At 69.5% G+C, this 25,660-nt stretch carries 22 protein-coding genes and 1 riboswitch; of the genes, 14 read left to right on the plus strand and 8 right to left on the minus strand.

Translation table 11 applies throughout. The features are described from left to right. Window positions 1-64 precede the first annotated feature (64 nt). A complete protein-coding gene (locus QRN26_RS14020) occupies window positions 65-1,171 on the minus strand; it encodes a BMP family lipoprotein (RefSeq protein WP_056012905.1) in 1,107 nt (368 codons plus the stop codon). 296 nt (window positions 1,172-1,467) lie between these two features. After that, window positions 1,468-3,171, minus strand: coding sequence for an ABC-F family ATP-binding cassette domain-containing protein (locus QRN26_RS14025; protein ID WP_285037246.1), 1,704 nt, complete (start codon window positions 3,169-3,171; stop codon window positions 1,468-1,470). Between the two features lie 263 nt (window positions 3,172-3,434). Between QRN26_RS14025 and QRN26_RS14030 the strand changes: the two genes are divergently transcribed. After that, entirely contained in the window at window positions 3,435-4,424 is a 990-nt protein-coding gene (locus tag QRN26_RS14030) for a LasA N-terminal domain-containing protein (RefSeq protein WP_285037247.1), read from the plus strand. Between the two features lie 4 nt (window positions 4,425-4,428). On the opposite strand, the gene QRN26_RS14035 is transcribed toward QRN26_RS14030, so the two are convergent. Both QRN26_RS14035 and QRN26_RS14040 read right to left on the minus strand, forming a co-directional pair. After that, window positions 4,429-4,917: a hypothetical protein gene (locus tag QRN26_RS14035; protein ID WP_285037248.1), complete on the minus strand. Its 489-nt coding sequence runs from the start codon at window positions 4,915-4,917 to the stop codon at window positions 4,429-4,431. Between the two features lie 13 nt (window positions 4,918-4,930). Further along, a complete protein-coding gene (locus QRN26_RS14040; protein WP_056012915.1) occupies window positions 4,931-6,046 on the minus strand; it encodes a mannose-1-phosphate guanylyltransferase in 1,116 nt (371 codons plus the stop codon). Between the two features lie 107 nt (window positions 6,047-6,153). Between QRN26_RS14040 and QRN26_RS14045 the strand changes: the two genes are divergently transcribed. From QRN26_RS14045 to QRN26_RS14065, 5 genes are all read left to right on the plus strand, one after another. Then, complete coding sequence (locus QRN26_RS14045; protein ID WP_285037249.1) at window positions 6,154-7,278, plus strand: magnesium and cobalt transport protein CorA; 1,125 nt, start codon at window positions 6,154-6,156, stop codon at window positions 7,276-7,278. A 195-nt stretch (window positions 7,279-7,473) separates the two neighbouring features. Continuing rightward, on the plus strand, window positions 7,474-7,902 hold the full coding sequence (gene sdhC, locus QRN26_RS14050) for a succinate dehydrogenase, cytochrome b556 subunit (RefSeq protein WP_255353633.1): 429 nt from the start codon (window positions 7,474-7,476) through the stop codon (window positions 7,900-7,902). After that, window positions 7,902-8,348: a succinate dehydrogenase hydrophobic membrane anchor subunit gene (locus tag QRN26_RS14055; RefSeq protein WP_056012923.1), complete on the plus strand. Its 447-nt coding sequence runs from the start codon at window positions 7,902-7,904 to the stop codon at window positions 8,346-8,348. The genes sdhC and QRN26_RS14055 overlap by 1 nt, the downstream gene beginning before the upstream one ends. Window positions 8,349-8,374: 26 nt before the next feature. Next, window positions 8,375-10,177 (plus strand): succinate dehydrogenase flavoprotein subunit, encoded by a 1,803-nt coding sequence (sdhA, locus tag QRN26_RS14060; protein WP_285037250.1) that lies wholly within the window; start codon window positions 8,375-8,377, stop codon window positions 10,175-10,177. A 2-nt stretch (window positions 10,178-10,179) separates the two neighbouring features. Next, a complete protein-coding gene (locus QRN26_RS14065) occupies window positions 10,180-10,947 on the plus strand; it encodes a succinate dehydrogenase iron-sulfur subunit (RefSeq protein WP_056012929.1) in 768 nt (255 codons plus the stop codon). Window positions 10,948-11,030: 83 nt separating this feature from the next. On the opposite strand, the gene ptsP is transcribed toward QRN26_RS14065, so the two are convergent. Then, on the minus strand, window positions 11,031-12,689 hold the full coding sequence (gene ptsP, locus QRN26_RS14070; RefSeq protein WP_056781614.1) for a phosphoenolpyruvate--protein phosphotransferase: 1,659 nt from the start codon (window positions 12,687-12,689) through the stop codon (window positions 11,031-11,033). 111 nt (window positions 12,690-12,800) lie between these two features. Between ptsP and QRN26_RS14075 the strand changes: the two genes are divergently transcribed. The 3 genes from QRN26_RS14075 to trpS all read left to right on the plus strand — a co-directional run bounded on the left by QRN26_RS14075 (window position 12,801) and on the right by trpS (window position 16,053). Beyond that, the gene (locus QRN26_RS14075; RefSeq protein ID WP_285037251.1) at window positions 12,801-14,084 is read left to right on the plus strand and encodes a YihY/virulence factor BrkB family protein; all 1,284 of its coding nucleotides are present in this window, start codon (window positions 12,801-12,803) and stop codon (window positions 14,082-14,084) included. Between the two features lie 48 nt (window positions 14,085-14,132). Continuing rightward, window positions 14,133-14,978, plus strand: coding sequence for an exodeoxyribonuclease III (locus QRN26_RS14080; protein WP_056012940.1), 846 nt, complete (start codon window positions 14,133-14,135; stop codon window positions 14,976-14,978). 70 nt (window positions 14,979-15,048) lie between these two features. Further along, the gene (gene trpS / locus QRN26_RS14085) at window positions 15,049-16,053 is read left to right on the plus strand and encodes a tryptophan--tRNA ligase (RefSeq protein WP_285037252.1); all 1,005 of its coding nucleotides are present in this window, start codon (window positions 15,049-15,051) and stop codon (window positions 16,051-16,053) included. Between the two features lie 116 nt (window positions 16,054-16,169). Here the strand turns inward: trpS and glpK are convergent, their stop codons facing one another. The 3 genes from glpK to QRN26_RS14100 form a co-directional block, all read right to left on the minus strand. Beyond that, on the minus strand, window positions 16,170-17,684 hold the full coding sequence (gene glpK / locus QRN26_RS14090) for a glycerol kinase GlpK (protein ID WP_285037253.1): 1,515 nt from the start codon (window positions 17,682-17,684) through the stop codon (window positions 16,170-16,172). A gap of 98 nt (window positions 17,685-17,782) precedes the next feature. Next, complete coding sequence (locus tag QRN26_RS14095) at window positions 17,783-18,535, minus strand: MIP/aquaporin family protein (protein ID WP_082456118.1); 753 nt, start codon at window positions 18,533-18,535, stop codon at window positions 17,783-17,785. Window positions 18,536-18,684: 149 nt separating this feature from the next. Then, window positions 18,685-20,421, minus strand: coding sequence for a glycerol-3-phosphate dehydrogenase/oxidase (locus QRN26_RS14100; protein WP_285037254.1), 1,737 nt, complete (start codon window positions 20,419-20,421; stop codon window positions 18,685-18,687). 134 nt (window positions 20,422-20,555) lie between these two features. On the opposite strand from QRN26_RS14100, the gene QRN26_RS14105 reads away from it, so the two are divergent. From QRN26_RS14105 to ribH, 5 genes are all read left to right on the plus strand, one after another. Further along, window positions 20,556-21,542: a sugar-binding transcriptional regulator gene (locus QRN26_RS14105; protein WP_285037255.1), complete on the plus strand. Its 987-nt coding sequence runs from the start codon at window positions 20,556-20,558 to the stop codon at window positions 21,540-21,542. Between the two features lie 98 nt (window positions 21,543-21,640). After that, window positions 21,641-21,802: riboswitch (FMN riboswitch) on the plus strand. 80 nt (window positions 21,803-21,882) lie between these two features. Beyond that, window positions 21,883-23,001 carry a bifunctional diaminohydroxyphosphoribosylaminopyrimidine deaminase/5-amino-6-(5-phosphoribosylamino)uracil reductase RibD gene (ribD, locus tag QRN26_RS14110; protein WP_285037256.1) on the plus strand — a complete coding sequence of 373 codons (1,119 nt, stop codon included), beginning with the start codon at window positions 21,883-21,885 and terminating at the stop codon, window positions 22,999-23,001. Beyond that, on the plus strand, window positions 22,982-23,680 hold the full coding sequence (locus tag QRN26_RS14115; RefSeq protein ID WP_056012952.1) for a riboflavin synthase: 699 nt from the start codon (window positions 22,982-22,984) through the stop codon (window positions 23,678-23,680). The genes ribD and QRN26_RS14115 overlap by 20 nt, the downstream gene beginning before the upstream one ends. Then, window positions 23,677-24,954 (plus strand): GTP cyclohydrolase II, encoded by a 1,278-nt coding sequence (gene ribA / locus QRN26_RS14120; RefSeq protein ID WP_285037257.1) that lies wholly within the window; start codon window positions 23,677-23,679, stop codon window positions 24,952-24,954. Before QRN26_RS14115 ends, ribA begins: the two co-directional genes overlap by 4 nt. A gap of 79 nt (window positions 24,955-25,033) precedes the next feature. Further along, window positions 25,034-25,504, plus strand: coding sequence for a 6,7-dimethyl-8-ribityllumazine synthase (gene ribH / locus QRN26_RS14125; protein WP_056781598.1), 471 nt, complete (start codon window positions 25,034-25,036; stop codon window positions 25,502-25,504). Window positions 25,505-25,660 lie beyond the last annotated feature (156 nt).

The raw sequence follows: 25,660 nt of genomic DNA on the forward strand, positions 1-25,660 counted from the left end.
CGGGGGGAGGCCGCGATTCGCGACCTCCCCCCGGAGTTCCGGGCGTCTGCCCGGGAAAGAGGGACTACTTGACGGGCGAGGAGACCGAGGTCGCCTTGATGGAACCGTCGATGATGCCGGCCTTGATCGTGTCGAGCTCGTCGGCCAGGGTCGGGGAGACCTTGGACTCGAAGTCGTGGAACGGCGCGATGCCGACGCCCTCGTTCTCGAGGGTGCCGATGTAGGCGGCAGCGTCGAACTTCCCGCCGCCGGCCTCGGTCACGGTGTCGGCGACGCCGGCCTTCATGCCCTTAAGGATGGAGGTGAGGAAGAGGCCCTTGTTCTCGGCGTTCGTCTCGTAGAGGTCGGCGTCGACACCGACCATCGCGATGTCCTTGCCGGTCTCCTGGATCTCGGCGATGGCGCTGAGGAAGATCGGGCCACCGACGGGCAGGAGCACGTCAGCGTTCTGATCGATCAGCGTGCGGGCGAGCTGCTTGGCGGTGTCGTTGGCCTCGAAGCCTCCGGTGAACGAGCCGGTCTGAGCGGCGACGTCCCATCCGACGACCTGGACGCTCTTGCCCTTCTGCTCGTTGTAGTAGGCGACGCCCTCGGCGAAGCCGTCCATGAAGATCTGGACGGACGGGAAGGGCTGTCCACCGAAGGTACCGACGACGCCGGTCTTCGAGTAGTCGGCCGCCGCGTAGCCGGCGAGGAACGCCGCCTGCACGGTGTCGAAGAGGATCGGCTTGATGTTCGGAGCGTCGACCTTGCCGTCGAAGTCGTTGTCGGCCGCGTCGTCGATGATCGCGTAGTCGACGTCGGGGTTGGCGAGCGCCGCCTCGACCGTGTCGGCGGAGAGGGCGAAGCCGACGCTGACGATGAGCGAGCAGCCCTGGTCCGCGAGGCTCTGGAGGTTCGGCTTGTAGTCGTCGGCCTTGTCGGACTGGACGGTGATGGGCTCGACACCGAGCTCCTTCGCCGCCTCGGTCAGACCCTCGTAGCCGAGCTGGTTGAACGACTTGTCGGTGAAGCCACCGGCGTCGGAGACCATGCAGGGAAGGAAGTCGGATGCGGCACCCGTCGCGTCGCCGCCACCGGTGCTGGGAGCCGATGCGCAGCCGGCGAGCAGTGCCATGAGACCGACGCCGGCGATTGCGCCCGCAGCGGCCTTCCGAGTTGTGATTGCCAAGGTAGCCTCCAAGATGCAGCCCCGCGGGTCACGGGGCGTATGGGGTTACGTTACCCAATGTGACGACGCCCGGATGGACGATCCCGGCTTCGCGACCGAAGCGTTACAGAACGGTGGCGTCGGCGTCATCCGCCGGAAACACGGGGCTGCGCAGACGCGCACCGTGGCCGGTCTCCGCTGCGCAGGTGAGCAGGCCGAACCACCCGTCGGCTCGGCTTGCGCTGCGGGTGCTTGCGGTTCCGAGCCGGGCACCGAGTGCGTTTCGGTGCGCGGCTCGGAACCGACCGCATCCGCGCTCACCGGCGGTGGAGCGCGAGCGTCTCGCCGTCCCACCTCCGACGCAACCACCGGTCGTGGCTCGCGATGACGACCGCGCCGGGGTACGTCCCGAGCGCCTCCTCGAGGTCGGTCGCCAGCGTGAGCGACAGGTGGTTCGTCGGCTCGTCCAGGAGGAAGAGGTGCGGCGGTCTGGCGATGATGAGCGCCAGCGCGAGTCGGCGTTGCTGCCCGACCGAGAGCACCCCGACCGGACGGTCGAGGTCGCGCGGCGAGAGCAGGCCGAGACCCGCGAGCGGGGTGCGCGCGGCTCGCGACTCCCCGAGGGTGCGCTCGTAGACCTCCCGAGGGGATCGTCCTGCTGCAGCGAACACGACGTCCTGCTCGAGCAGCCCCACCCGCAACCCCCTCCGCCGGAGGAGCGTCCCCGAGTCGAGGCGGAGCGAGCCGGCGAGCGCCGACAGGAGCGTCGACTTCCCTGAACCGTTCGCCCCCGTGACGAGCAACCGCGTCCGGGGCGCGATCCGCAGACGGTCGAGGTGCAGCCGGCCGTCGATGCGGGCGTCGGCGAGGTCGAGCAGCTGCTCGCCCTCGTCGAGGACCGTCGAACCGCTCGGGATCCCCGCGAACGAGAGCGGGCGAGGCGGACGTCGTACCTGTTCACGCTCCAGGGTCTCGAGCCGGAGCTGCGCGTTCCGCACCCGCCGACTGATCTGTTGTTCGACCCGGTCGCCGCGCATCCCGAACGCCATCCGGTTGTTGTCCCGGATGCCTCGGTCGTGGTTGATCCGCGGGGCCACATCGTGCACGGCGGACGCGAGTCGACCGAGTTCCACCTGTTCTTCCTCATAGCGCGCCGACCACCGCTCGAGTTCCGCGGCCTTCCACCCCAGGTACTCGCTGAAGGGACCGCCGAACACCACGACGGGTGAGGCCTCGCCGACCGGGACCGGCCGGGACGGATCGATGTCGACAAGCCCCGTCGCCACCTCGTCGAGGAAGGCACGGTCGTGGCTGGCGAACAGCACGGGACCGGGCCAGGTCGACAGTTGGTCGCGGAGGAAGGCGACCGCCTCGTCGTCCAGGTGGTTGGTCGGCTCGTCGAGCAGCAGGGCGGTCGGTCTCGCGACCAGGAGTGCGGCGAGGGCGAAGCGGGAACGCTGCCCGCCGCTCACCTCGCCGAGGCGCCGCGACCGCTCGATTCCAGCGAGTCCGAGGCCGGCGACGACCGCGTCCAACCGGGCGTCCGCCGACCAGACGTCGGCTCGTTCCGCTGCGTCGAGCGCGGCGGCGTAGCGGTGATCGGCAGCGTCGGCGGACGCCCCGGTCCCGCCGAGCGCCGCTGCTGAGGTCTCGAGCTCCTCCTCGACCGCCCTGACGTCGCGCAGCGCCAGCTCGAGCAGCTCGCCGACGGAGGTCTCCTCCGGCAGTTCCAACTCCTGCATGAGGATGCCGGTGCGCACCGGTCGGACGGCCTCGCCGTCGTCCGGCTCGTCGAGCCCGGCGAGGATCCGCAACAGGGTCGACTTGCCTGCGCCGTTCTCGCCGATGAGGCCGAGGCGCTCGCCGGCCGGGACGACGAGGTCGACGTCGCGCAGGACGACACGGTCACCGTAGGCGCGGGTGACACCGTCCGCGCGCAGCTGCTGGATGTCGATGGAACGACCGAACATCTGGGCCGAACCGGAGACGACGGATGATGCGTAGGTGATGGGTGCTCGCATGGAGGCCCCTTTCGAGATGGGGCACACCTCGCGCGATCGTCGTCCGAAGCGTCGGGAGCGAGCGCAGGGCTCGAACCGACGGCGGGACGTGAAGCGACTGGCATACCTCGATGGATTCCCGCCGGGCACATCACGGACGTGATGCTCGGGCCGCAGGCGCGGGACGTCGATTCGCTCAGTTCTTCACAGTGCGACCAGGCTATCCGGCGTGTGTCGACGCTCGCAAGCCCTCGGTGCCACCCGCCCCGATTAGGCTGGTGACCATGCGTGCTCCGTCGATCCCTTCGCTCGTGCGGCGTCGATCGGCGCGTCGATCGATCGTGACGGCGTTGGTCGCGGCGGTAGGCGTCTCCGCGCTCCTGTTCGGCGGAGTCCCCGGCTCGAGCGCCGCAGCGGCCACGCGCGATCAGGCGGCGGCCACGGCGACGCCCACCCCGACGCCGAAGCCGACCGGCGGCACCCCGGCGACGCCCAAGCCGACGGCCAAGCCTTCGACCCCGGCCCCTGCAGCGCCGGCACCGCCCACGGTCCGCGGCACGGATTTCGATCCCGGCGAGATCATCAGCGACGAGAACTTCTACGACGCCAACGCGATGAGCGAGGCGGACGTCCAGGCGTTCTTCGCCTCCCAGCCCTGCACGCCGAAGGACGGCGTACCGTGCCTGGCGGACTTCCGCGACAGCACGGAGTCGGTCTCGGCCGCCGAACCCGGGCACTGCGAGGCCTACCGGGGCGCTGTCAACGAATCGGCCGCCCGGATCGTCACCAAGGTCGCGCACGCGTGCGGGATCAACCCGAAGGTGCTGCTCGTCCTCATGCAGAAGGAGCAGTCGCTCATCACCGGACCGAGCGAGTACGGCTACGCCCGGGCGATGGGCTGGGGCTGCCCCGACACCGGGCCGAACTTCAGCGCCAGTTGCGACGCCGACTACTTCGGCTTCCAGAACCAGGTCTACCGGTCCGCGTGGCAGTTCCGGCAGTACACGCTCTACCCGCTGAACGTGCCGGGCGAGTCGTACCAGCGCGCGTACCACCTCGGGTCGGTGTACATCCAGTACAGCCCTGACGCCGCGTGCGGGGGCACCCAGGTGGACATCCGCAACCAGGCCACGGCGAACCTGTACCTCTACACCCCGTACCAGCCGAACGCCGCGGCGCTCGCCAACGTGTCCGGCACGGGCGACGCCTGCAGCGCCTACGGCAACCGCAACTTCTGGCGGCTCTACACCGAGTGGTTCGGCCCGGCCGTCTGACGCCTCACTCCCCGATGAGGAGCGAGACCCGGTCGTCGAGGTAGGCGTCGAGCGGCGTGAGACCGAGGTCGTGGCCGGCCCAGCGGAGCATGACCGTGTCGTCGACGATGGAGAGCGGGCCGGAGCCCGCCCGGAGCGACGCCTCGTCCAGCGCCAGTTCGACGACCTCGAAGTTCACGACATCCCCCTCGGCGAACGGGCCACGGTGCGCCGCCTGCTGGGCGATCCGCCGGTGCTCGACCTCGGAGGATCGGTGGTTGAACCACTTCGGCTCGACGGCGCGGGTGGACTCCGCCGCGGTGAAGAGGCGGCCGTCGACGGACACGAGCACCACGCCGAGGCGCCACGCCCGGCCGATGGGCCGGAGCGCGGGCGCCCGTTTGACCAGTGGGATCCCGCGCGGCGTGTAGACCTCCGCGAGCGCCTCGTCGTGAACCCCTGCCGCCTGCAGACGCGCCGCCGCCTGCACCAGCAGCTCGTGCAGCGCGGTCACCGTCGGCGGCCGATCAGAGGACGTCGTCGCGGCCGGACAGCTTGAGGGCGTCGACGACGCTCTTCACCCGCTGCGCGTTCGCGCTCGTGGTGACGAGCAGGGCGTCCGGGGTGTCGACGACGACGATGTCCTGCACGCCGATGAGGCTGATGACCCGGCCGGTCTGACTGACCACGATGCCGCTGGAGGCGTCGGACAGCACCCGTGCGTTCTCGCCGAGGATGGCGAGGTCGGACTTGCGTCCACCGGAGTTGAGCTTCGCGAGCGAGGCGAAGTCCCCCACGTCGTCCCAGTCGAAGTGCGCCGGCACGACGGCCATGCGACCGGCGGCCGCAGCGGGCTCGGCCACCGAGTAGTCGATCGCGATCTTCTCGAGGGCCGGCCAGACGCGGTCGACGACCGGACCGCGCGCTGCGGCGTCGTCCCAGACCTCGGCGAGTTCGAGGAGTCCCGCGAGGAGCTCCGGCTTCTGCCGACCGATCTCCTCGAGCAGGACGTCGGCGCGCGAGATGAACATGCCGGCGTTCCAGAGGTGTTCGCCGCTCGAGACGTAGCGCTTGGCCGTGGCGAGGTCGGGCTTCTCGACGAAGGAGTCGACGAGCATGACGCCCTCCGCCCCGCGGATGCCCAGATCGTGAGCGCTCTTGATGTAGCCGAAGCCGATCGCCGGCTCGGTCGGCTGGATGCCGATCGTGACGATGTACCGCTCCTCGGCGGCGGTGACCGCCTGGGCCACCGCGGCCCGGAACAGCCGATCGCCGCGGATGACGTGGTCGGCGGCGAAGGAGCCGACGATGACGTCGGGCTCGCGGCGCACGAGGATCGCCGCGGCGAGGCCGATCGCCGCCGTGGAGTCACGCGGTTCGCTCTCGAGGACGACGTTCGCGTCGGCGAGGTCTGGCAGCTGCTGTTCGACGGCCGCCCGGTGCGCGCGTCCCGTGACGACCATGATGCGCTGGTCGCCGGCGATGGGCGCGAGGCGGTCCCAGGTGGCGCGCAGCAGCGTGCTGCCGGACCCGGTGAGGTCGTGGAGGAACTTGGGTGCGTCGGCGCGAGAGAGCGGCCAGAGCCGGCTGCCGATGCCGCCGGCCGGGATCACCGCGTAGAAGCGTTCGAGGGGCGTGGTCATCGCCCCAGCGTACCGGCAGGGTCCCGCCGTGCGACGACGGCACGGAACCGTCATCTGACGGGTTTACGATGAGCGCCAGTTCGAGCACGAGAAAGATCGGTACGCGCATGGCTGGACGCAACGTCCTCGGGATCCCGATCCCGTCCTTCGGCAGCAAGCAGACTCCCCCACCGCCCGTCGGCCCGCCCGACCCCGCCGACCTCGACGGCCGGAACAGCATCGTCAACGCCTGCATCTACCGTCACGGCTCCCGCAGCTCCACCCTCACGTCCTTGGAGGACACCTTCCGGGCACTCCACGAGACGCCGGAGGGTGTCGCGTGGATCGGGCTCTACCGCCCGGACGCGGGCGAGCTCGGCATCCTGGCGGCGGAGTTCGGGCTCCACCCGCTCGCCGTCGAGGACGCGATCACGGCCCATCAGCGGCCGAAGATCGAGCGGTACGACGACGTCCTCTTCGTCGTCCTCCGAGCCGCCAACTACATCGACGAGACCGAGTCCGTCGAGTTCGGCGAGTTGCACGTCTTCGTCGGCCCGAACTTCGTGATCACCCTCCGGCACGCGGAGTCCCCCGACCTCTCGCACGTGCGCGCCCGCATGGAGCAGGAGCACGAGCTCCTCGCGTACGGACCGCAGGCGATCCTCTACGCCATCATCGACGCCGTCGTGGACGGGTACGGCCCGGTGGTGGCCGGACTCTCCAACGACATCGACGAGATCGAGGAGCAGGTGTTCGTCGGTGAGTCGCAGGTGTCGCGACGCATCTACCAGCTCTCCCGGGAGGTCATCGCCTTCGAACGCGCCACCCACCCGCTGAGCGACGTCATGCTGTCGCTCGAGCAGGGCAGTGCGAAGTACGGTGTGGCCGACGAGCTGCAGCGTGGTCTCCGCGACGTCGCCGACCACCTGACGAGCGTCAACCAGCGCATCGACGCCTATCGCGAGCTCCTCCGCGACATCCTGACCGTCAACAGCACCCTCGTCGGCCAACGCCAGAACGAGGAGATGGCCAAGATGACGGAGGCGAGCCTCAAGCAGGGGGACGAGGTGAAGAAGATCTCCTCCTGGGCGGCCATCCTCTTCGGCCCGAGCCTCATCGCGGGCATCTACGGCATGAACTTCACCCACATGCCCGAGCTGTCGTGGTGGTTCGGATACCCGATGGCGCTCGCGCTCATGGCCACGACCAGCGTGATCCTCTACAAGGTCTTCAAACGACGGAACTGGTTGTGAACGGCAGCCGTCCATCGGGTGTCCAGCGGGTGGCGCGACTCTCTCGTCATCGAGACAGTTAGGCCAGCCTTAGCGGCGGAACGACGGGTCCCGCGCCTACACTTGGGGTCAGCGCGCCGATTCGACGCACGGCAGGCAACAACCCCCGCACGGCAGAACGATCTGCCGCAGATAGCGAATATCAGGGAGGACCTCGTGACCGCGAGTCTCACGCGTACGTCACCGTTGGAATCCACGACATCCAAACGCCCGGCCGGCACCCTGTATCGGGGTCGTGAAGGCATGTGGTCGTGGGTGCTCCACCGGATCACCGGCGTCGCCATCTTCTTCTTCCTCCTCGTGCACGTCCTCGACACCGCATTGGTGCGGGTCTCGCCTGAGGCCTACAACGCCGTCATCGGGACGTACAAGAACCCGATCATGGGCCTCGGCGAGGTCGCCCTGGTTGCGGCGATCACGTACCACGCGTACAACGGCATCCGGATCATCCTCATCGACTTCTGGTCGAAGGGCACGAGGTTCCAGCGCCCGATGTTCTGGATCGTCATCGGCCTCTGGGTCGTCACGATGCTGGGCTTCACGCCGCGCCACCTGATCAACGTGTTCAGCGAGATGGGCCACTGATGACGACGATCGCCGCTCCCCGCACCCCCGCACGTCCCGCGCGCCGCAAGGGCGTCAACTGGGAGAAGTGGGGCTGGATCTACATGCGCGTCTCCGGCGTGATCCTCCTCGTCCTCATCTTCGGTCACCTGTTCGTCAACCTCATGGTCGGCGACGGCATCAAGGCCATCGACTTCGCGTTCGTCGGCGGCAAGCTGTCGAACCCGTTCTGGCAGTGGTGGGACGTCGCCATGCTGTGGCTGGCGCTCATCCACGGCGGCAACGGCATGCGCACGATCGTGAACGACTACGCGACGGGTCGCACGATCCGCGGCGTGCTCAAGGTCGCGATCCTCGCCGCCGTCAGCATCCTCATCATCCTCGGGACCCTGGTCGTCTTCACCTTCGACCCGTGCCCCGCCGGCGCACCGGCAGACCTGCTCGCGTCGTTCTGCCCCGCCAACTGAGCAACCGAGACCGAGCAACGGAAACCGTGACTACAGAAACCACCGAGTCCACCGTCATCGACGGCATCCACTACCACCAGTTCGACATCGTGATCGTGGGTGCCGGCGGTGCCGGCATGCGCGCCGCGATCGAGGCCGGTCCAGGGGCGAAGACCGCGGTCATCTCCAAGCTGTACCCGACGCGTTCCCACACGGGTGCCGCGCAGGGCGGCATGGCGGCGGCGTTGGCCAACGTCGAGGAGGACAGCTGGGAGTGGCACACCTTCGACACGATCAAGGGTGGCGACTACCTCGTCGACCAGGACGCCGCTGAGATCCTCGCGAAGGAGGCCATCGACGCGGTCATCGACCTCGAGAACATGGGCCTGCCCTTCAACCGCACGCCGGAGGGCAAGATCGACCAGCGCCGCTTCGGCGGGCACACGCGCGACCACGGCAAGGCCCCCGTCCGCCGTGCCTGTTACGCGGCCGACCGCACCGGCCACATGATCCTGCAGACGCTGTTCCAGAACTGCGTCAAGCTCGGCATCAACTTCTTCAACGAGTACTACGCGCTCGACCTCATCATGACCAACGTCGACGGCGTCGACAAGCCGTCCGGCATCGTCGCGTACGAGCTCTCCACCGGCGAGGTCCACGTCTTCCAGGCGAAGGCGATCATCTTCGCGACCGGCGGCTTCGGCAAGATTTACAAGACGACCTCGAACGCGCACACCCTCACGGGCGACGGCGTCGGGATCATCTGGCGCAAGGGCCTCCCGCTCGAGGACATGGAGTTCTTCCAGTTCCACCCCACCGGCCTGGCCGGTCTCGGCATCCTCCTCACCGAGGGTGCCCGAGGCGAGGGTGCGATCCTCCGCAACGCGAGCGGCGAACGCTTCATGGAGCGCTACGCCCCCACCATCAAGGACCTCGCACCCCGCGACATCGTCGCGCGATGCATGGTCCAGGAGGTCGCGGAGGGCCGCGGCGCCGGGCCCAACAAGGACTATGTCTACCTCGACTGCACGCACCTCGGTGCCGAGGTCCTCGAGACCAAGCTCCCCGACATCACCGAGTTCGCCCGCACCTACCTCGGTGTCGACCCGGTGACCGAGCCGGTGCCGGTCATGCCGACCGCGCACTATGCGATGGGCGGCATCCCGACGAACGTCAAGGCCGAGGTGCTGAGCGACAACAACACCGTCGTCCCCGGCCTCTACGCCGCCGGCGAGTGCGCCTGCGTCTCCGTCCACGGCTCCAACCGCCTCGGCACGAACTCGCTGCTCGACATCAACGTGTTCGGGAAGCGCGCCGGCAACAACGCGGTCGAGTACGTCCAGAACATCGACTTCACCCCGCTGCCCGAGAACCCGGCCGGCTTCGTCGCCGGTCTCGTCGAGCAGATGCGGAACTCCAACGGCACCGAGCGGATCTCGACGATCCGCAAGGAGCTCCAGGAGGAGATGGACCGCAACGCGCAGGTGTTCCGCACCGACGAGTCGCTCGCCGGGGTCACCGCGACCATCCACAACCTGCGCGAGCGGTACCAGAACATCGCCGTCCAGGACAAGGGAAAGCGGTTCAACACCGACCTCCTCGAGGCGATCGAGCTCGGCTTCCTGCTCGACCTCGCCGAGGTCGTCGTGTACTCCGCGCGGAACCGCAAGGAGAGTCGCGGCGGCCACATGCGCGACGACTTCCCGAAGCGCGACGACGAGAACTACATGCAGCACACGATGGCGTACCTGTCGGGCGACCCGCACTCGTCCGACGCCGCCGACCACATCCGGCTCGACTGGAAGCCCGTGGTCATCACGCGGTACCAGCCGATGGAGAGGAAGTACTAGCGATGAGCACTGCAACGCTCGAGAACCCGCCGGCCGCGGCCCCCGAGGAGATCCAGTCCTTCACGGTCACCCTGATCATCCGTCGGTTCGACCCGGACGTGGACGCTGAGCCGCGCTGGGAGGACTTCGACGTCGAGATGTTCCCGACGGACCGGATCCTGGACGCGCTCCACAAGATCAAGTGGGAGCAGGACGGCACGCTCACCTTCCGTCGTTCGTGCGCCCACGGCATCTGCGGCTCCGACGCCATGCGGATCAACGGCCGCAACCGACTCGCCTGCAAGACGCTGATCAAGGACCTCGACATCTCGAAGCCGATCTACGTCGAAGCGATCAAGGGCCTGCCGCTCGAGAAGGACCTCGTCGTCGACATGGACCCCTTCTTCGCGTCGTTCCGCGAGGTGCAGCCGTTCCTCATCCCGGGCAAGCCCGCGGAGAAGAACAAGGAGCGGGTGCAGTCGGTCGCCGAGCGTGCCCGGTTCGACGACACCACCAAGTGCATCCTCTGCGCCGCCTGCACCTCGTCGTGCCCGGTGTTCTGGACCGACGGCCAGTACTTCGGCCCGGCGGCGATCGTCAACGCGCACCGCTTCATCTTCGACTCGCGCGACGACGCCTCGCAGGTGCGCCTCGACATCCTCAACGACCAGGAGGGGGTGTGGCGTTGCCGCACCACCTTCAACTGCACCGAGGCCTGCCCTCGTGGCATCCAGGTGACCCAGGCGATCGCCGAGGTCAAGCAGGCCATGATCTCGGGCAAGGTCTCCTAGCCCGCACCCCGTTCGTCCGTCCGGCCCAGCGCATCGCGCTGGGCCGGACGTGTTCGTGCGTGGCGACGTGTCGTCGAGCGACGTCAGGCCAGCGCGGCGGCTCTGGCTTCGGCCGGTGACGCGGCGCTCAACGCGTCCACGGCCATGGCGCGTGCGGCCTCGAGCGTGTAGCGCCGCAGCTCGGTGCGCACCTCGCCGAGCGCTGCAGGCGCGACCGACAGGCTCGTCGCCCCCAGCCCGACCAGCACGACCGCGAGCAGGGGGTCCGCAGCGGCCTCGCCGCACACCCCGATGGAGCGCCCCGAGGCGAGTCCGGCGTCGCCGACGAGTTTGACGAGACGCAGCACCGCCGGATGCCACGGGTCCTGGTACGAGCCGAGTGGTGCGGACAGGCGGTCGGCCGCGAGCGTGTACTGCGTGAGGTCGTTGGTCCCGATGCTGACGAAGTCGGCGACGCCGAGGATCTGCGCCGCCAGCAGCGCGCTCGACGGGACCTCGATCATCACCCCGACCGTCCGCAGCCCGAGACGCTTCGCGAGCGTGACGAACGCGGCCGCCTCGGGAAGGTCGGCCACCATCGGCGCCATCACCCAGAGCTCCGCATCCGAGGCGTCCTGCGCGAGGGCGAGCGCCGTCAACTGATCGCGGAGCACCCCCTCGCGGGCGCGCAGGGCCCGCAGCCCTCGGACGCCGAGCGCCGGGTTCGGTTCGACGCCGTCCGGGCCGAGGAAGGCGAGCGGTTTGTCGGCACCGGCGTCGAAGACCCGCACGATCACGCGCCTGCCGGGGAACGCGGCGAGCAGTTCGCCGTACCGCTGCGCCTGCTCGGCGACGCCCGGCGCCTCGGAACGGTCGAGGAAGAGGAGTTCGGTGCGGAACAGCCCGACCCCTTCGGCGCCGAGGGCCAGCGCACCGGCCGCCGCGTCGACCGAGCCGAGGTTCGCGAGCAGCGGCACCGGTGTCCCGTCGGCGAGTTCCCCAGGTGACCGCGGCGAGACGCGCACCCGCGCCGCCGCGGTGGACCTGGCCGACCGCACCTCACGCGTGGTCGGCGAGCCGGTGACGACGCCCGCTCCGGCGTCGACGAGGACGATCTCACCATCCTCGAACTGTTCCGCCCCGGCGACGCCCACCACGGCGATGAGGGACTGCTCCCGCGCCAGGATGGCCGTGTGCGAGGTGGCCGATCCGCCACTGGTGACGAGCGCGAGGACCAGGTCGAGGTCGAGGAGCGCGGCATCGGCCGGCGCGAGGTCCGCCGCGACGAGGACGAACGGCTCGTCCGAGTCCGGCGGGCCGGGGACGGGGCGACCGAGCAGCCGCGCGATGACGCGCTGCGACACGTCTCCGACATCGGTCGCCCGTGCGGCCATCGGCTCACCGAGGTTGAAGAGGACCTGCTGCACAGTCGCCAAGGCCTCGAAGACCGCACGTTCGGCCGTCCGCCCGGCGGCGATCCGGGCCGCCACCTCCTCGGCGAGCGCCGGGTCGTCGGCCATGACCGCCTGCGCCTCGAGCACGTCCTGGGCGTGGCCCCCGGCTCGACGGGCTCTCGCCTCGAGGTCGGCCCGCGTGTCGATCAGCGCTCGTGCCGCCCTGGCCTGTTCCTGCGCGACATCGCCGCGGAAGGGATCGGCGGACGGCTCGGCGAGTGGCTCCGGCATACGGAGCACCGGTCCGGCGACGACGCCGCGTCCGACTCCGGTCCCGGTGAAGGTGCGTCGCCCCTCCGCCTCGCGCATGGTTCGACCCTAGTGCACCGCCCGACGGCGACCAGGAGGCCGTCGGTGCCTGCCGACGGGCCGTCGTGCGGGCAGCCGACGAGGCGGTGCGGCCGCTTGTAGGCTGGCAGGGTGACCAGTCCGCGCGCCTCCACGAAGGACGCCACCGACGCTGACGGTCACGACGACGACGAGCGGACGCCACTCCCCCGCCGCACGCTCCAACAGACCCCGCCGCCGCTCGTGTTCCAGTGGATCCAGCGGAGCGAGAACCCCCTCGTCCGCCGGCTGGCCCCGCCGGCGGCGCGCGCGGAACGCGCCACGACCTGGGTGATGCGGCTGAAACCGTACCGGGTCGTCCAGCGCTACCTCGACATGGACGGGAACCTGCTCGCCGCGGGCATCAGCTTCCAGGCCGTGTTCGCCGTGTTCGCCGCCGTGTACGTCGGCTTCGCGATCACCGGCATCTGGCTCGGGAACAACGCCGAGGTCTTCCAAGCCCTCGTGGAGATCATCAACCGCGCGGTCCCCGGACTCATCGGCAGGGACGGCGAGGGGATCATCGCCGAGGAACAGCTCTCGAGCGCCTCCCTCCTCGGCTGGACGGGCGTCATCGCCGCGGTCGGTCTCATCTGGACGGCGATCGGGTGGCTGTACTACACGCGGCAGGCCGTCAGGTCGATCTTCGCGCTGCCGAAGGTCGCGGCGAGCTTCTTCCTGTTGAAGGTCGTCGACCTCGTCCTCGCCCTCGCCTTCGGCGTCCTGCTCCTCGTGTCGGCGACCCTTTCGGTGGCCAGTACCCAGGCACTGAGCTGGCTGCTGTCGCTCGTCGGACTCGACGGCACCTTCTGGCTGACGGCCGGGAGTCGCCTGGTGGGTCTGATCGTCGCGGTGGTCGTCAACCTCGTCACGCTCGGCGCGATGTACCGGGTGCTCAGCCGCATCAGGATCCCGTGGCGGAACCTCTTCGGGGGCGCGCTCCTCGGCAGCCTCGTCCTCTCGCTCCTGAGCGTCGCGAGCAGCGCGGTGATCGCCGGCGCCTCCCGGAACCCGCTCCTCGCGACCTTCGCGGTCTTCATCGGTCTGATGCTGTGGTTCAACCTCGTGAGCCGCGTGATCCTCCTCTCCGCGTCGTGGATCGCCGTCGGCCTCGAGGACCAGGGCGTCAACGTCCGGACGACGACGCCCGAGGAACAGGCAGCCGAGCAGGCCGCCGCCAGACGCCTCCTCGCCGAGGTCGAACTGCGCGAGGCACGGGACGCCCGCCGACGTGCGAAGGGCCCGGCGGTCTGGTTCGCCCGACGGCGCCTGCACCGCGCCGAGGAGGCCGTGGCCGAGGTCGACCGACAGCAGCAAGCAGGCTCCGGCGGTGCCGTGACGGACGGCCCCATCGCGCCCCACCGCCGTCGCTCCTGACGGCCTCCGGGCCGGAGCGTTGTCAGCCCCCGCGACTAAGCTGGAGGCATGTCTGCACCCCTCCGCATCGCCAGTGTCAACGTCAACGGAGTCCGCGCGGCCTTCCGGAAGGGCATGGGCGACTGGCTCGAGCACCGCGGGGTCGACATCCTCGCCCTGCAGGAGGTCCGCGCCGCGACGAGCGACCTCGAAGGCCTGTTCGGCCCGGAGTGGAACATCCTCCACGACGCCGCGACCGCCAAGGGACGCGCCGGCGTCGCCATCGTCAGCCGCCGTTCGGCCGGGATCCACCGCGTCACCCTCGGCGACGACGACTTCGACAGCGCCGGTCGCTGGATCGAGGCCGACTTCGACGTCGACGGCACCCTCGTCACCGTCGTGAGCACCTACGTGCACTCCGGCGAGGTCGACACCCCCAAGCAGGTCGAGAAGTTCCGCTTCCTCGAGGCGATGCTCGAGCGGCTGCCAGCGTTGCGCGAGCACAACCCGCTGTCGCTCGTCGTCGGCGACCTCAACGTCGGCCACACCGAACTCGACATCAAGAACTGGAAGGGCAACGTGAAGCGTGCCGGCTTCCTGCCCGCCGAACGCTCCTACTTCGACCGCTACCTCGGCCCGGACGGCGAGACGGTCACGGGTGTCGACGGCGTGACCGGGACGGGCCTCGGCTGGGTCGACGTCGGGCGCCAGGCCGCGGGCCAGGTCCCCGGGCCCTACACCTGGTGGTCGCAGCGCGGCCAGGCCTTCGACACCGACACCGGCTGGCGCATCGACTACCAGCTCGCCACCCCGGAGCTCGCCGCTCGGGCGTCCGGCTACACGATCGACCGTGCGGCGGCGTACGACCAGCGATGGTCCGACCACGCCCCCGTCGTCGTCGACTACTCCCTCTGACCACCGGCACCGCGCCACCCATCACCCCGTGCCACCGGCTCCGGCCGCTCACCCCTCTGCGAGAATCCACATGACCAAGCCACGCCTCTACTCCGGTATGCAGCCCTCCGCCGACTCCCTCCACCTCGGCAACTACATCGGCGCCCTGCTGCAGTGGAAGCAGATGCAGCAGGAACACGACGCCTTCTTCAGCATCGTCGACCTCCACGCGATCACGGTCCCGCAGGATCCCGCCGAGCTGCGCGAGAAGACCCGCCGGACGGCCGCCCAGTACATCGCCGCGGGCATCGACCCCTCGGTCTCGACGCTGTACGTGCAGTCGCACGTGCCCGCGCACGCCCAGCTGGCCTGGGTGCTCAACACCATCACCGGCATGGGTGAAGCCGCGCGCATGACGCAGTTCAAGGACAAGTCGGCCAAGCACGGCCGCGACGCCTCCTCGGTCGGGCTCTTCGCGTACCCGATCCTCATGGCCGCCGACATCCTGCTCTACCAGACGGACATCGTGCCGGTCGGCGACGACCAGCGGCAGCACATCGAACTCACGCGCGACCTCGCCGAGCGCTTCAACAGTCGGTTCGGCGAGACCTTCGTCGTGCCGAAGGCGCAGATCCAGAAGGAGTCCGCGCGCATCTACGACCTCCAGAACCCGACGTCGAAGATGTCGAAGTCGGCGGAGACCCCGGCCGGGATCGTGTGGTTGCTCGACGAGCCGAAGGTCACGCAGAAGAAGATCATGCGCGCCGTGACCGACACCGATGGCGTCATCGCCTTCGACGCCCAGGAGAAGCCCGGGGTCTCGAACCTGCTGAGCATCTACTCCGCGATCACCGGCTCCCCCATCGAGTCCGTCGTCGGCGAGTTCGAGGGCCGCGGCTACGGCGATCTCAAGAAGGGCCTGGCCGAGGTGGTCGTCGGCGAACTGGAACCGGTGCGCGCGCGGGCACTGGAACTCCTCGACGACCCGGCCGAACTCGACCGCCTGCTCGCCGTCAACGCGGCTCGCGCCTCCGAGGTGGCCGAAGCGACGCTCGCGGAGGTCTACGACCGCGTGGGGCTGCTCCGCCGCGCCTGATTCCACCGTCCGCCCGGCTGGGGCGAGTGCGCCGGAGATCTCCCACGGGAGATGATCCCGAACGACGGAACGGCCCGCCCTCCACGAGGAGGACGGGCCGTTCCGGTCTATCGGGACTACTGCACGTCGTCGTCGACCCAGTCGAAGGTCTTCGTGACGGCCTTCTTCCAGTTGCGGTAGAGGCGGTCGCGCTCCTCGGAGTCCATGTTGGGCTCCCAGCGCTTGTCCTCCTGCCAGTTCTTCGCGAGGTCGTCGAGGTCGGACCAGAAGCCGACAGCGAGACCGGCCGCGTAGGCCGCGCCGAGCGCCGTGGTCTCCGCGACGACCGGTCGGATGACCGGGACACCGAGGATGTCGGCCTGGAACTGCATGAGCGTGTCGTTGGCGGTCATGCCGCCGTCGACCTTGAGCTCCGTCAGCGGGACACCCGAGTCGGCGTTGACGGCGTCGATGACCTCGGCCGTCTGGAACGCGGTCGACTCGAGGGCGGCACGAGCGATGTGGCCCTTGTTGACGTAGCGGGTGAGCCCGACGAGCGCACCGCGGGCGTCCGGGCGCCAGTACGGCGCGAACAGCCCGGAGAACGCCGGCACGAAGTACGCGCCACCGTTGTCCTCGACGGTCTTGGCGAGCGCCTCGACCTCGGGAGCGGAGGAGAACATGCCGAGGTTGTCGCGCAGCCACTGCACGAGCGAACCGGTCACCGCGATCGACCCCTCGAGCGCGTAGTGCGGCTTCGCGTCGCCGAGCTTGTAGCCGAGCGTCGTCAGCAGACCGTTCTCGGAGTGGACGATCTCCTCACCGGTGTTGAAGATGATGAAGTTACCGGTGCCGTAGGTGTTCTTGGCCTCGCCCTGCTGGAAGGCGGCCTGACCGAAGGTCGCCGCCTGCTGGTCGCCGAGGATGCCGGCGATGGGCGTCTCGCGGAGCAGGCTGTCGTCGGATGCGTGGCCGTAGATCTCGGACGAGCTCTTGATCTCGGGGAGCATCGACTTCGGGACGTCGAACGCCTTGAGGATCTCGTCGTCCCACTGCAGGGTCTCGAGGTCCATGAACAGCGTGCGCGACGCGTTGGTGACGTCGGTGACGTGCACGCCACCGTTGACGCCGCCGGTGAGGTTCCAGATGACCCAGCTGTCGGTCGTGCCGAAGAGGAGGTCGCCGGCCTCCGCCTTCTCGCGCGCACCCTCGACGTTCTCGAGGATCCAGACGATCTTCGTACCGGAGAAGTAGGTCGCCAGCGGCAGACCGACGGTCTTCTTGAACCGCTCGACCCCGCCGTCCTTCGCGAGGCGGTTGACGATGTCCTGCGTGCGCGTGTCCTGCCAGACGATCGCGTTGTAGACGGGCTGACCGGTGGTCTTGTCCCACACGACCGCGGTCTCGCGCTGGTTGGTGATGCCGATCGCCGAAATGGCGTGCCGGGTGATGTTGGCCTTGCTGAGCGCCTGGCCGATGACCTCGCGGGTGTTGTTCCAGATCTGGTTCGGGTTGTGCTCGACCCAGCCGGCCTTCGGGAAGATCTGCTCGTGCTCGAGCTGGCCGGTCGAGACGATCGATCCGCTCTTGTCGAAGACGATGGCCCGGGTACTCGTCGTCCCCTGGTCGATTGCGATGACGTAGTCCGCCATTGGATACTCCTTCGTTGCATGCGTTACGAGGTGAGGCACCGGAACCGGTACCCCGGGGTGCCGCGACGGCCGCGTCAGCGCCCCGTCGCGGCGTCAGGTCAGACGGCCGGGAGGAGCACCATCGAGGCGAGCGCGGCGAGGACACCACCGAGGAGGGGGCCGACGACCGGCACCCAGGCGTACGACCAGTCGCTCTTGCCCTTGCCCTTGATGGGGAGGAGGGCGTGGGCGATGCGCGGGCCGAGGTCACGGGCGGGGTTGATCGCGTAGCCGGTCGGGCCACCGAGTGAGGCACCGATACCGACGACGAGCAGGGCCACCGGCAGGGCGCCCAAGGCGGCGAGTCCTCCAGGGACGCCCTCGATGACCACGGCGTCGGGTCCGGTCTTGCCGAAGGACATCACGACGAAGACGAGGACGAAGGTCGCGATGACCTCGGTGACGAGGTTCCAGCCGTAGCTGCGGATCTCGGGGCCGGTGGAGAAGACACCGAGCTTCTTGCCCGGGTCCTCCTCCTGGTCGAAGTGCTGCTTGAAGGCGAAGTAGGTGAGCACGGCACCGATGAAGGCACCGACCATCTGCGCCGCCCAGTAGACGAGCGCCGTGACGAAGTCGATCGACCCGGTGGTGAGGAAGCCGATCGTGACGGCGGGGTTCAGGTGTCCGCCGGAGGCGTAGGACACCGTGACACCGGCGAAGACCGCGAGGCCCCAACCGAAGTTGATGAGCAGCCAGCCGCCACCCAGACCTTTGGATTTCGTGAGGATCGCCGTGGCGACCACACCGGTACCGAGGAGGACGAGCATCGCCGTCCCCACGGTCTCGGAGAGGAAGATGGTTCCGAGGTTCATGTCTTCATTGACCTTTCATAGGTGTGGTCCCCGACGGGGGCTGCGCCTGCGCGCGAGCCCCCACCGGGCGAGGGTTTCACTGACCAGTTGTTTGTAAGGTAGTCAGCTGGACTTGCACAGGACAAGGCCCTTGCCTGCACGTTCGTGCATTATGAGAACGCCGGGGCCTCCTGGCTCGTGCCGAGGCGCAGGTCGACCTGGTGCGCGTCGCGCAGCCGGTCGAGGGCCGACTCGATCTGGGCCGTGCGCTCGGCGTCGTCCCAACCGAGGACGCCGCCCACGACGCGGGCCAGTTCGTCGACGAGCGCGGCCGTTAGCGAGCCGGTGAACGCGAGGCTCGTCCGGCGGTGCAGCACGTCCGACAGGTGCACGACCTGCTCCTGCTCGACGAGGTACTCGAGCTCCTGCACGCTGTAGTCGGCCGCGCCCTGCAGTCGGTCGTCTCCGTGCTCGGCCAGGTGCTCCAGGAGCGCTGCGGCCTTCGTGCCGTAACGGTGCAGGAGCTGCTCGGCGCGCTGCACGCCGACACCGTCCTCGTGTGCCGCCACCCAGGTGCGCGTCGCGGAGTCGGTGCGGGGGAAGCCGGCGCCGCCACCGATCGCGAGCCCGAGGGTCTCGACGGGACGCGGGGCGCCGATGACCTGCAGCACGTCGCCCGCCAGGTGCTCGGCGAGTGCCCGGAAGGTGGTCCACTTGCCGCCGACGAGGCTGAAGACGGTCGTGGACGGACGTGCAGCGGCCGTGCGTCGCTCGATCCGGTAGTCGCGCGACACGAAACCGGGGGCCTCGTCGTCATGCTTCGGCAGCGGGCGGATCCCGGAGAACCGGTAGACGATCTGCTCGCGCGACGTCGCGATGGTCGGGAAGACGTGCTTGACGAGGTCGAAGAAGTAGTCGACCTCCTCCTCGGTGCAGACGCTCGGCGTGCTCGGGTCGGCCTCGATGTCGGTCGTCCCGACCATGACCTTGCCCTTGAGCGGGTAGATGAGGACGATCCGGCCGTCCTCGTGCTCGAAGAAGATCTCGCGACCCTTGGTGGCGGCGTAGAGCTCCGGGTTGTCGAGCACGATGTGCGAGCCCTTGGTGCCGCCCATGTACGTGGTCGGCTCGCCGAGGCCGGCGTTCGTCAGGTCGGTCCAGGGACCGGAGGTGTTGACGACGACGTCGCTCGCGACGGTGAAGGTCTGGCCGGTCACGGTGTCGCGCAGCTCGACGCCATCCGCTCCCATGCCGACCGCTTCGACGTAGTTGACGGCGCGGGCGTGCGGTCCGGCGGCGAGACCGTCCATGAGCACGTCGAGCGCGAGACGCTCCGGGTCGTGCATGGAGGCGTCGTAGTAGGTCGCCGTGTACTTGAGACCCGGGTTCATCTTCGGCAGGTCGGCGAGCGACTTCTTCCGGCCGTGGAAGCGGTGGCGCGGGACGCTGCCGCCGTCGCGAGAGAAGGAGTCGTAGGCGGTGAGGCCCACCTTGATGAGCAGCGCACCACGCTCCTGGGGCTTGCCCTGCTTGTGGGTGAGGAAGCGCAGCGGGGCGGAGAGGATGCCGGAGAAGGTCGAGAAGATCGGGACCGTGGTCTCGAGCGGCTTCACGTAATGGGGCGCGATCTTGATGAGCCCGTTGCGCTCCTGCACCGACTCCTGGACGAGACGGAACTCGCCGTTCTCCAGGTAGCGGATGCCGCCGTGGATCATGTGGCTCGACGCGGCCGAGGCACCGGAGGCCCAGTCGTTGCGCTCCACGAGCGTGACGTCGACGCCCTGGAGGGCGAGGTCGCGGAAGGTCGCGATGCCGTTGATGCCGCCGCCGACGATGAGGACCGACGCCTGCGGGCGGTCGATGACGGACTGGACGGTCGGACGGGGAGCTGACGACTTGAGGGACATGAGATGCCTCGCTTCTTCGCGGTTGGAACGCGACGCCGCCGGGTTTGCGCGCCGCTGAATGATGTGACTGAATACATCGTGACAGCACCTGCAACTCTGAACAGCCCTAGTGAACAAACGTGCAAGGAGACCCGATGTCGCTCGCAGACGCGCTCAGCCAGCCGGACCGGACGGCTGAGGCGCTCCGCGCGGTACAGCTGTACTACGTGCAGGACCTGACCATGGAGGCCATCGCCCAGGAGCTCCACACCTCGCGGTCGTCGGTGTCGCGCCTGCTCGGATACGCGCGGGAGAGCGGGCTCGTCGACATCCAGGTCCGGTCGCCGCACGACATGCCCTCGCGGCTCGAGGCGGAGTTCCGCGACCGGTTCGGGGTGACCGCCCACATCGTCCCCGTCCCCGACCACACGAGCGACATCGACCGCCTGGAACGCGTCGCCCTCTCGGCTGCACGTTTTCTCGGCTCCGTGTTCGACTCGAACATGACGCTCGGTCTGGCATGGGGGTCGACCGTGAGCGCCGTCGCGCGCCACCTCACCCCGAAGCGGACCCACAACTCGCAGATCGTCCAGCTGAACGGCGCGGCCAACACCCGGACCTCCGGCATCCTCTACGCGAGCGAGATCCTCCACCGCTACGCGGACGCGTACGGCGCCTATGCGCAGCAGTTCGCCGTGCCCGCGTTCTTCGACGACCCGGCGACGAAGCTCGCGCTCTGGCGGGAGCGCAGCATCCGCCGGGTGCTCGAGATCCAGCGGCGGATGGACGTCGCGCTCTTCGGGCTCGGATCGCAGCTCTCGGGGGTGCCGAGCCACGTGTACGTCGGCGGCTACCTCGACGACAGCGACTTCGAGGCGCTCGCGAGCGCCGGTGCGGTCGGTGACGTCGCCACGGTGTTCTTCCGCGCCGACGGCTCATGGCGGGACATCCCCTTCAACAACCGCGCGTCCGGACCGGACCTCGACGTGTTGCGCGGCGTCTCCCGCCGGATCTGCGTGGTCGCCGGAGCGGCCAAGGTCCCGCCGCTCCTCGGCGCACTGGCCGGCGGGCTCATCTCCGACCTCGTGGTCGACGAGGGCACCGCGCGTGCGGCCATCGACCAGCACGACGCCCAGCGCTGAGGGCGACCACCCCGCAGGACGGAGCCCGGCAACGGGGCGTCATCCGAGCCGGGAATAGGGCGGCCACTCAGCCCGTTGACCTAGACTCGACAACACGTAACGTGCTCCGGGGTCGGTGAGAGTCCGAACCGGCGGTGATAGTCCGCGACCCGTGCAACGCGCAAGCGATGCCCGGTTGACCTGGTGGAACTCCAGGACCGACGGTTATGAACGCGTCTGCTCGCAGGCGGCGTTCGAGTCCGGATGGAAGGAGGCACGGGCGTCGGCCGATGGTCGACGCCTGCGAGCACCTGCCCGCGACCCCGGATTCCGTGTCAGTACCGACCGAGAAGACGGACCGATGGACGCAGGACCCGCGACACCCACGGCGACGAGCCGCGAACGGCAGGCGATGCTGCGCGCGCTCGAACTCGCCGCGAACGGGCCGGCCCGCGGTGCGAACCCACGCGTCGGGTGCGTCATCCTCGACGCCGACGGAACCGTCCTCGCCGAGGGCTGGCACCGCGGTGCCGGCACCGCTCACGCGGAGGTCGACGCACTCTCCCGGCTCGCGCCGGGGGCGGCTCGCGGCACCACCGCCGTCATCACGCTGGAACCCTGCAACCACACCGGACGGACCGGCCCCTGCGCCGTCGCGCTGATCGAGGCCGGCGTCGACCGCGTCGTGTTCGCCGTCGACGACCCCGGCCATCATTCCGGCGGGGGCGCCGAACGGCTGAGGGCCGCGGGCGTGGCGGTCGTCTCCGGTGTACTCGCCGACGAGGCCGAGGCCTTCCTCGACGACTGGCTCACCGTGGCCCGTCTCGGACGCCCGCTGGTCACCGTGAAGTGGGCCTCGACCCTCGACGGCCGGATCGCGGCGAACGACGGCACCAGCCGGTGGATCACCGGCGAGGCCGCACGGATCGACGTGCACCGACGACGGGCGGCGCACGACGCGATCCTCGTCGGCACCGGCACCGTCCTCGCGGACGACCCGAGCCTCACCGCACGACACGCGGACGGGACCCTCCTCCCGGAGCAACCGGTCCCCGTCGTCATGGGCGACCGCGCCATCCCCGCCGGCGCAGCGGTGCACCGCCACCCTCGAGCGGCGATCCTGCACCACGGACACGACCCGGCGGCGCTCCTCGCCGAGCTCCGCAGCACGGGAGTCCGCAGCGTGTTCGTCGAGGGCGGTCCGACCGTCGCCACCGCCTTCCTCCGGGCCGGGCTCGTCGACACCGTCCTGACCTACCTCGCGCCGGTCCTCCTCGGCGGCCCTCGACTCGCGATCGGCGACCTCGGCGTGGAGACCATCCGAGACGCGATCCGTCTCGAACCCGTCGGTGTCGAACACCTCGGCGACGACCTCCTCATCATCACGACCCCCACCCGCCACCCGGTCGAGTCGGTTCCAGCCGGCCACACCGTGTCGCACCCAGAGAACGGACCAAGCCATGTTCACGGGCATCGTTGAAGCACGCGGCACCATCGTCGCCATCGACCACGGCGAGGCGTCCGCCCGGTTCACCGTCCAGGGTCCGGTCGTCCTCGAGGGCACCCGCCACGGCGACTCGATCGCGGTGAGCGGGGTGTGTCTCACCGTCGTCGAGCAGACCGCCGACACCTTCACCGCCGACGTCATGGCGCAGACCCTCGCCATGAGCATGCTCGACGGCGCCACCGTCGGCAGCGCCGTCAACCTCGAGCGCGCCGCACGCGTCGGCGACCGCCTGGGCGGCCACATCGTGCAGGGCCATGTCGACGGCACCGGCACCATCGTCAGCACCGTCCCGGGAGACGCGTGGCGGATCGTCCGGATCTCCCTGCCGGACGACCTCGCTCCGCTCGTGGTCGACAAGGGGTCCATCACCGTCGACGGCGTCTCCCTCACCGTCAGCGCGGTCAGCGGACCCGACGCCGCCGAGCAGTGGTTCGAGGTCTCGCTCATCCCCGAGACGCTCACGGCGACGACCCTCGGTGACCGCATCCCCGGCGACCACGTGAACCTCGAGACCGACATCCTGGCGCGCCACGTCGAGCGGATGCTCGCCTACCGTCACCGTGCCGGAATCGACCTCCCCAGCAGTGCCGACGCGGAGCCGCGCACCGCGGACCCGCTCGCCACGACCGCCACCGAAAGGGGCAACGCATGAGCATCGCCAGCATCCCTGAGGCCCTCGAGGCGCTCCGTCAGGGTCGACCCGTCATCGTGGCCGACGACGAGGGGCGCGAGAACGAGGGCGACGTCATCCTCGCCGCCGAATCCGCGACGCAGGAGTGGATCGCCTGGACGGTCAAGCACTCCTCCGGCTTCATCTGCGCCCCGATGACGAACGAGATCGCGGACCGACTCGCCCTTCCGCCCATGGTGGCCGTGAACGAGGACGCCAGAGGCACCGCCTACACGGTCACGGTCGACGCCGCCGACCGCCTCAGCACCGGCATCAGCGCCGCCGACCGCGCCCACACCCTCCGGGTGCTCGCGGACCCGGCCTCCGTGCCGGCGAACCTCTCGCGGCCCGGACACATCGTCCCGCTCCGTGCCGTCGACGGCGGCGTGCGCGAGCGCGACGGACACACCGAAGCCGCCGTCGACCTGCTGAAGCTCGCCGGTCTCGTCCCCGTCGGTGCGATCTCCGAGATCGTCGCGGACGACGGCGAGATGATGCGGCTGCCCGGCCTCATCGCGCTCGGTGAGCAGGAGGGCGTGCTGGTCACCACGATCGCGGCGCTCGTCGCCTTCCTCGAGGACAACCCCGACGCGGCCGCCGTGTGCGCCGAGGAACGCGCGAACCAGGCGACCATCCCCGAGTCCTCGAACGTGTCGTTCGAAGTGGAGACGACCGTCCCGACGACGCACGGCTCCTTCCGGCTCCGCGCCTACCGCGACCGCCGCACCGGTGCCGACCACCTCGCCATCATCGCCGGCGACCCGCAGGCCACCGGCGCGCTCGTCCGTGTCCACTCGGAGTGCCTCACGGGTGAGGCGTTCGGCTCGCTCAAGTGCGAGTGCGGACCCCAGCTCGACAGCGCCCTCGACACCATCCAGCGTCACGGCGGTGTCGTGGTCTACCTGCGCGGACACGAGGGTCGCGGGATCGGACTCATCAACAAGCTGCGCGCCTACCGACTCCAGGAGGACGGCCTCGACACGCTCGACGCCAACCTGGCGCTCGGGCTGCCGGCCGACGCCCGCGACTACACCGCGGCGAGCGCCATCCTGACGGACCTCGGGATCACCTCCGTCCGCCTGCTCTCGAACAACCCCGAGAAGGAGCGGCAGCTCACCAACCACGGCATCGCCGTGAGCGAGCGCGTCCCGCTCGTGGTCGGCGTCGGTCTGTACAACGAGGGCTACCTCGAGACGAAGCGCGACCGCATGGGACACAGCATCGGGTTCGACCTCGAACCGGAACCGCACCAGTAGTCCGACCAGCCCCTCGACAGCCTCGGGGAACACCACACCAGCAGCCCCGATCCGATCGGGAACGACGACAGGAGCCCGCATGAGCGGCGAAGGATCACCCACCATCAGCGTCGACGGCACCGGCCTCGACATCGTCATCGTGGCCGGCACCTGGCACGAGACCATCACGGACGGGCTCATCGCCGGCGCCGTGAAGGCGCTCGACGCCAGCGGCGCCGGCCACCGACTCATCCGCGTCCCCGGCAGCTTCGAACTCCCGGTGGTCGCCAAGGCGGCCCTCGAGGGTGGTGCCGACGCGGTCGTCGCGCTCGGCGTCATCATCCGTGGCGGCACCCCGCACTTCGAGTACGTCTCCGACGCCGCCACGAGCGGTCTCACCCAGGTCAGTGTCCAGACCGGCAAGCCCGTCGGCTTCGGACTCCTCACCCTCGACGACGAGAAGCAAGGGCTCGACCGCGCCGGCCTCCCCGGTTCGAAGGAGGACAAGGGCGCTGAGGCCGCGGACGCCGCCGTGGCGACCGCCGTCATCCTCCGCGAGCTCCGCGGCTGAGCCCTCCGCACCGCCGAACGGCGGCGTCCCCGTACCACGGCACCCGGTCAGCGGGATCCGAGTACCGGAACGCCGCCGTTCGGCGTACAGTGTCATGGTCCTGCCACAAGCTGGACATCCTCTGATCCTGCCGTCGTCGGCGGGCGTGCGCGACCG

Origin of the sequence: Plantibacter sp. ME-Dv--P-095 (assembly GCF_030209365.1) — a bacterium.
In the GTDB taxonomy this organism is placed as follows: Bacteria; Actinomycetota; Actinomycetes; order Actinomycetales; family Microbacteriaceae; genus Plantibacter.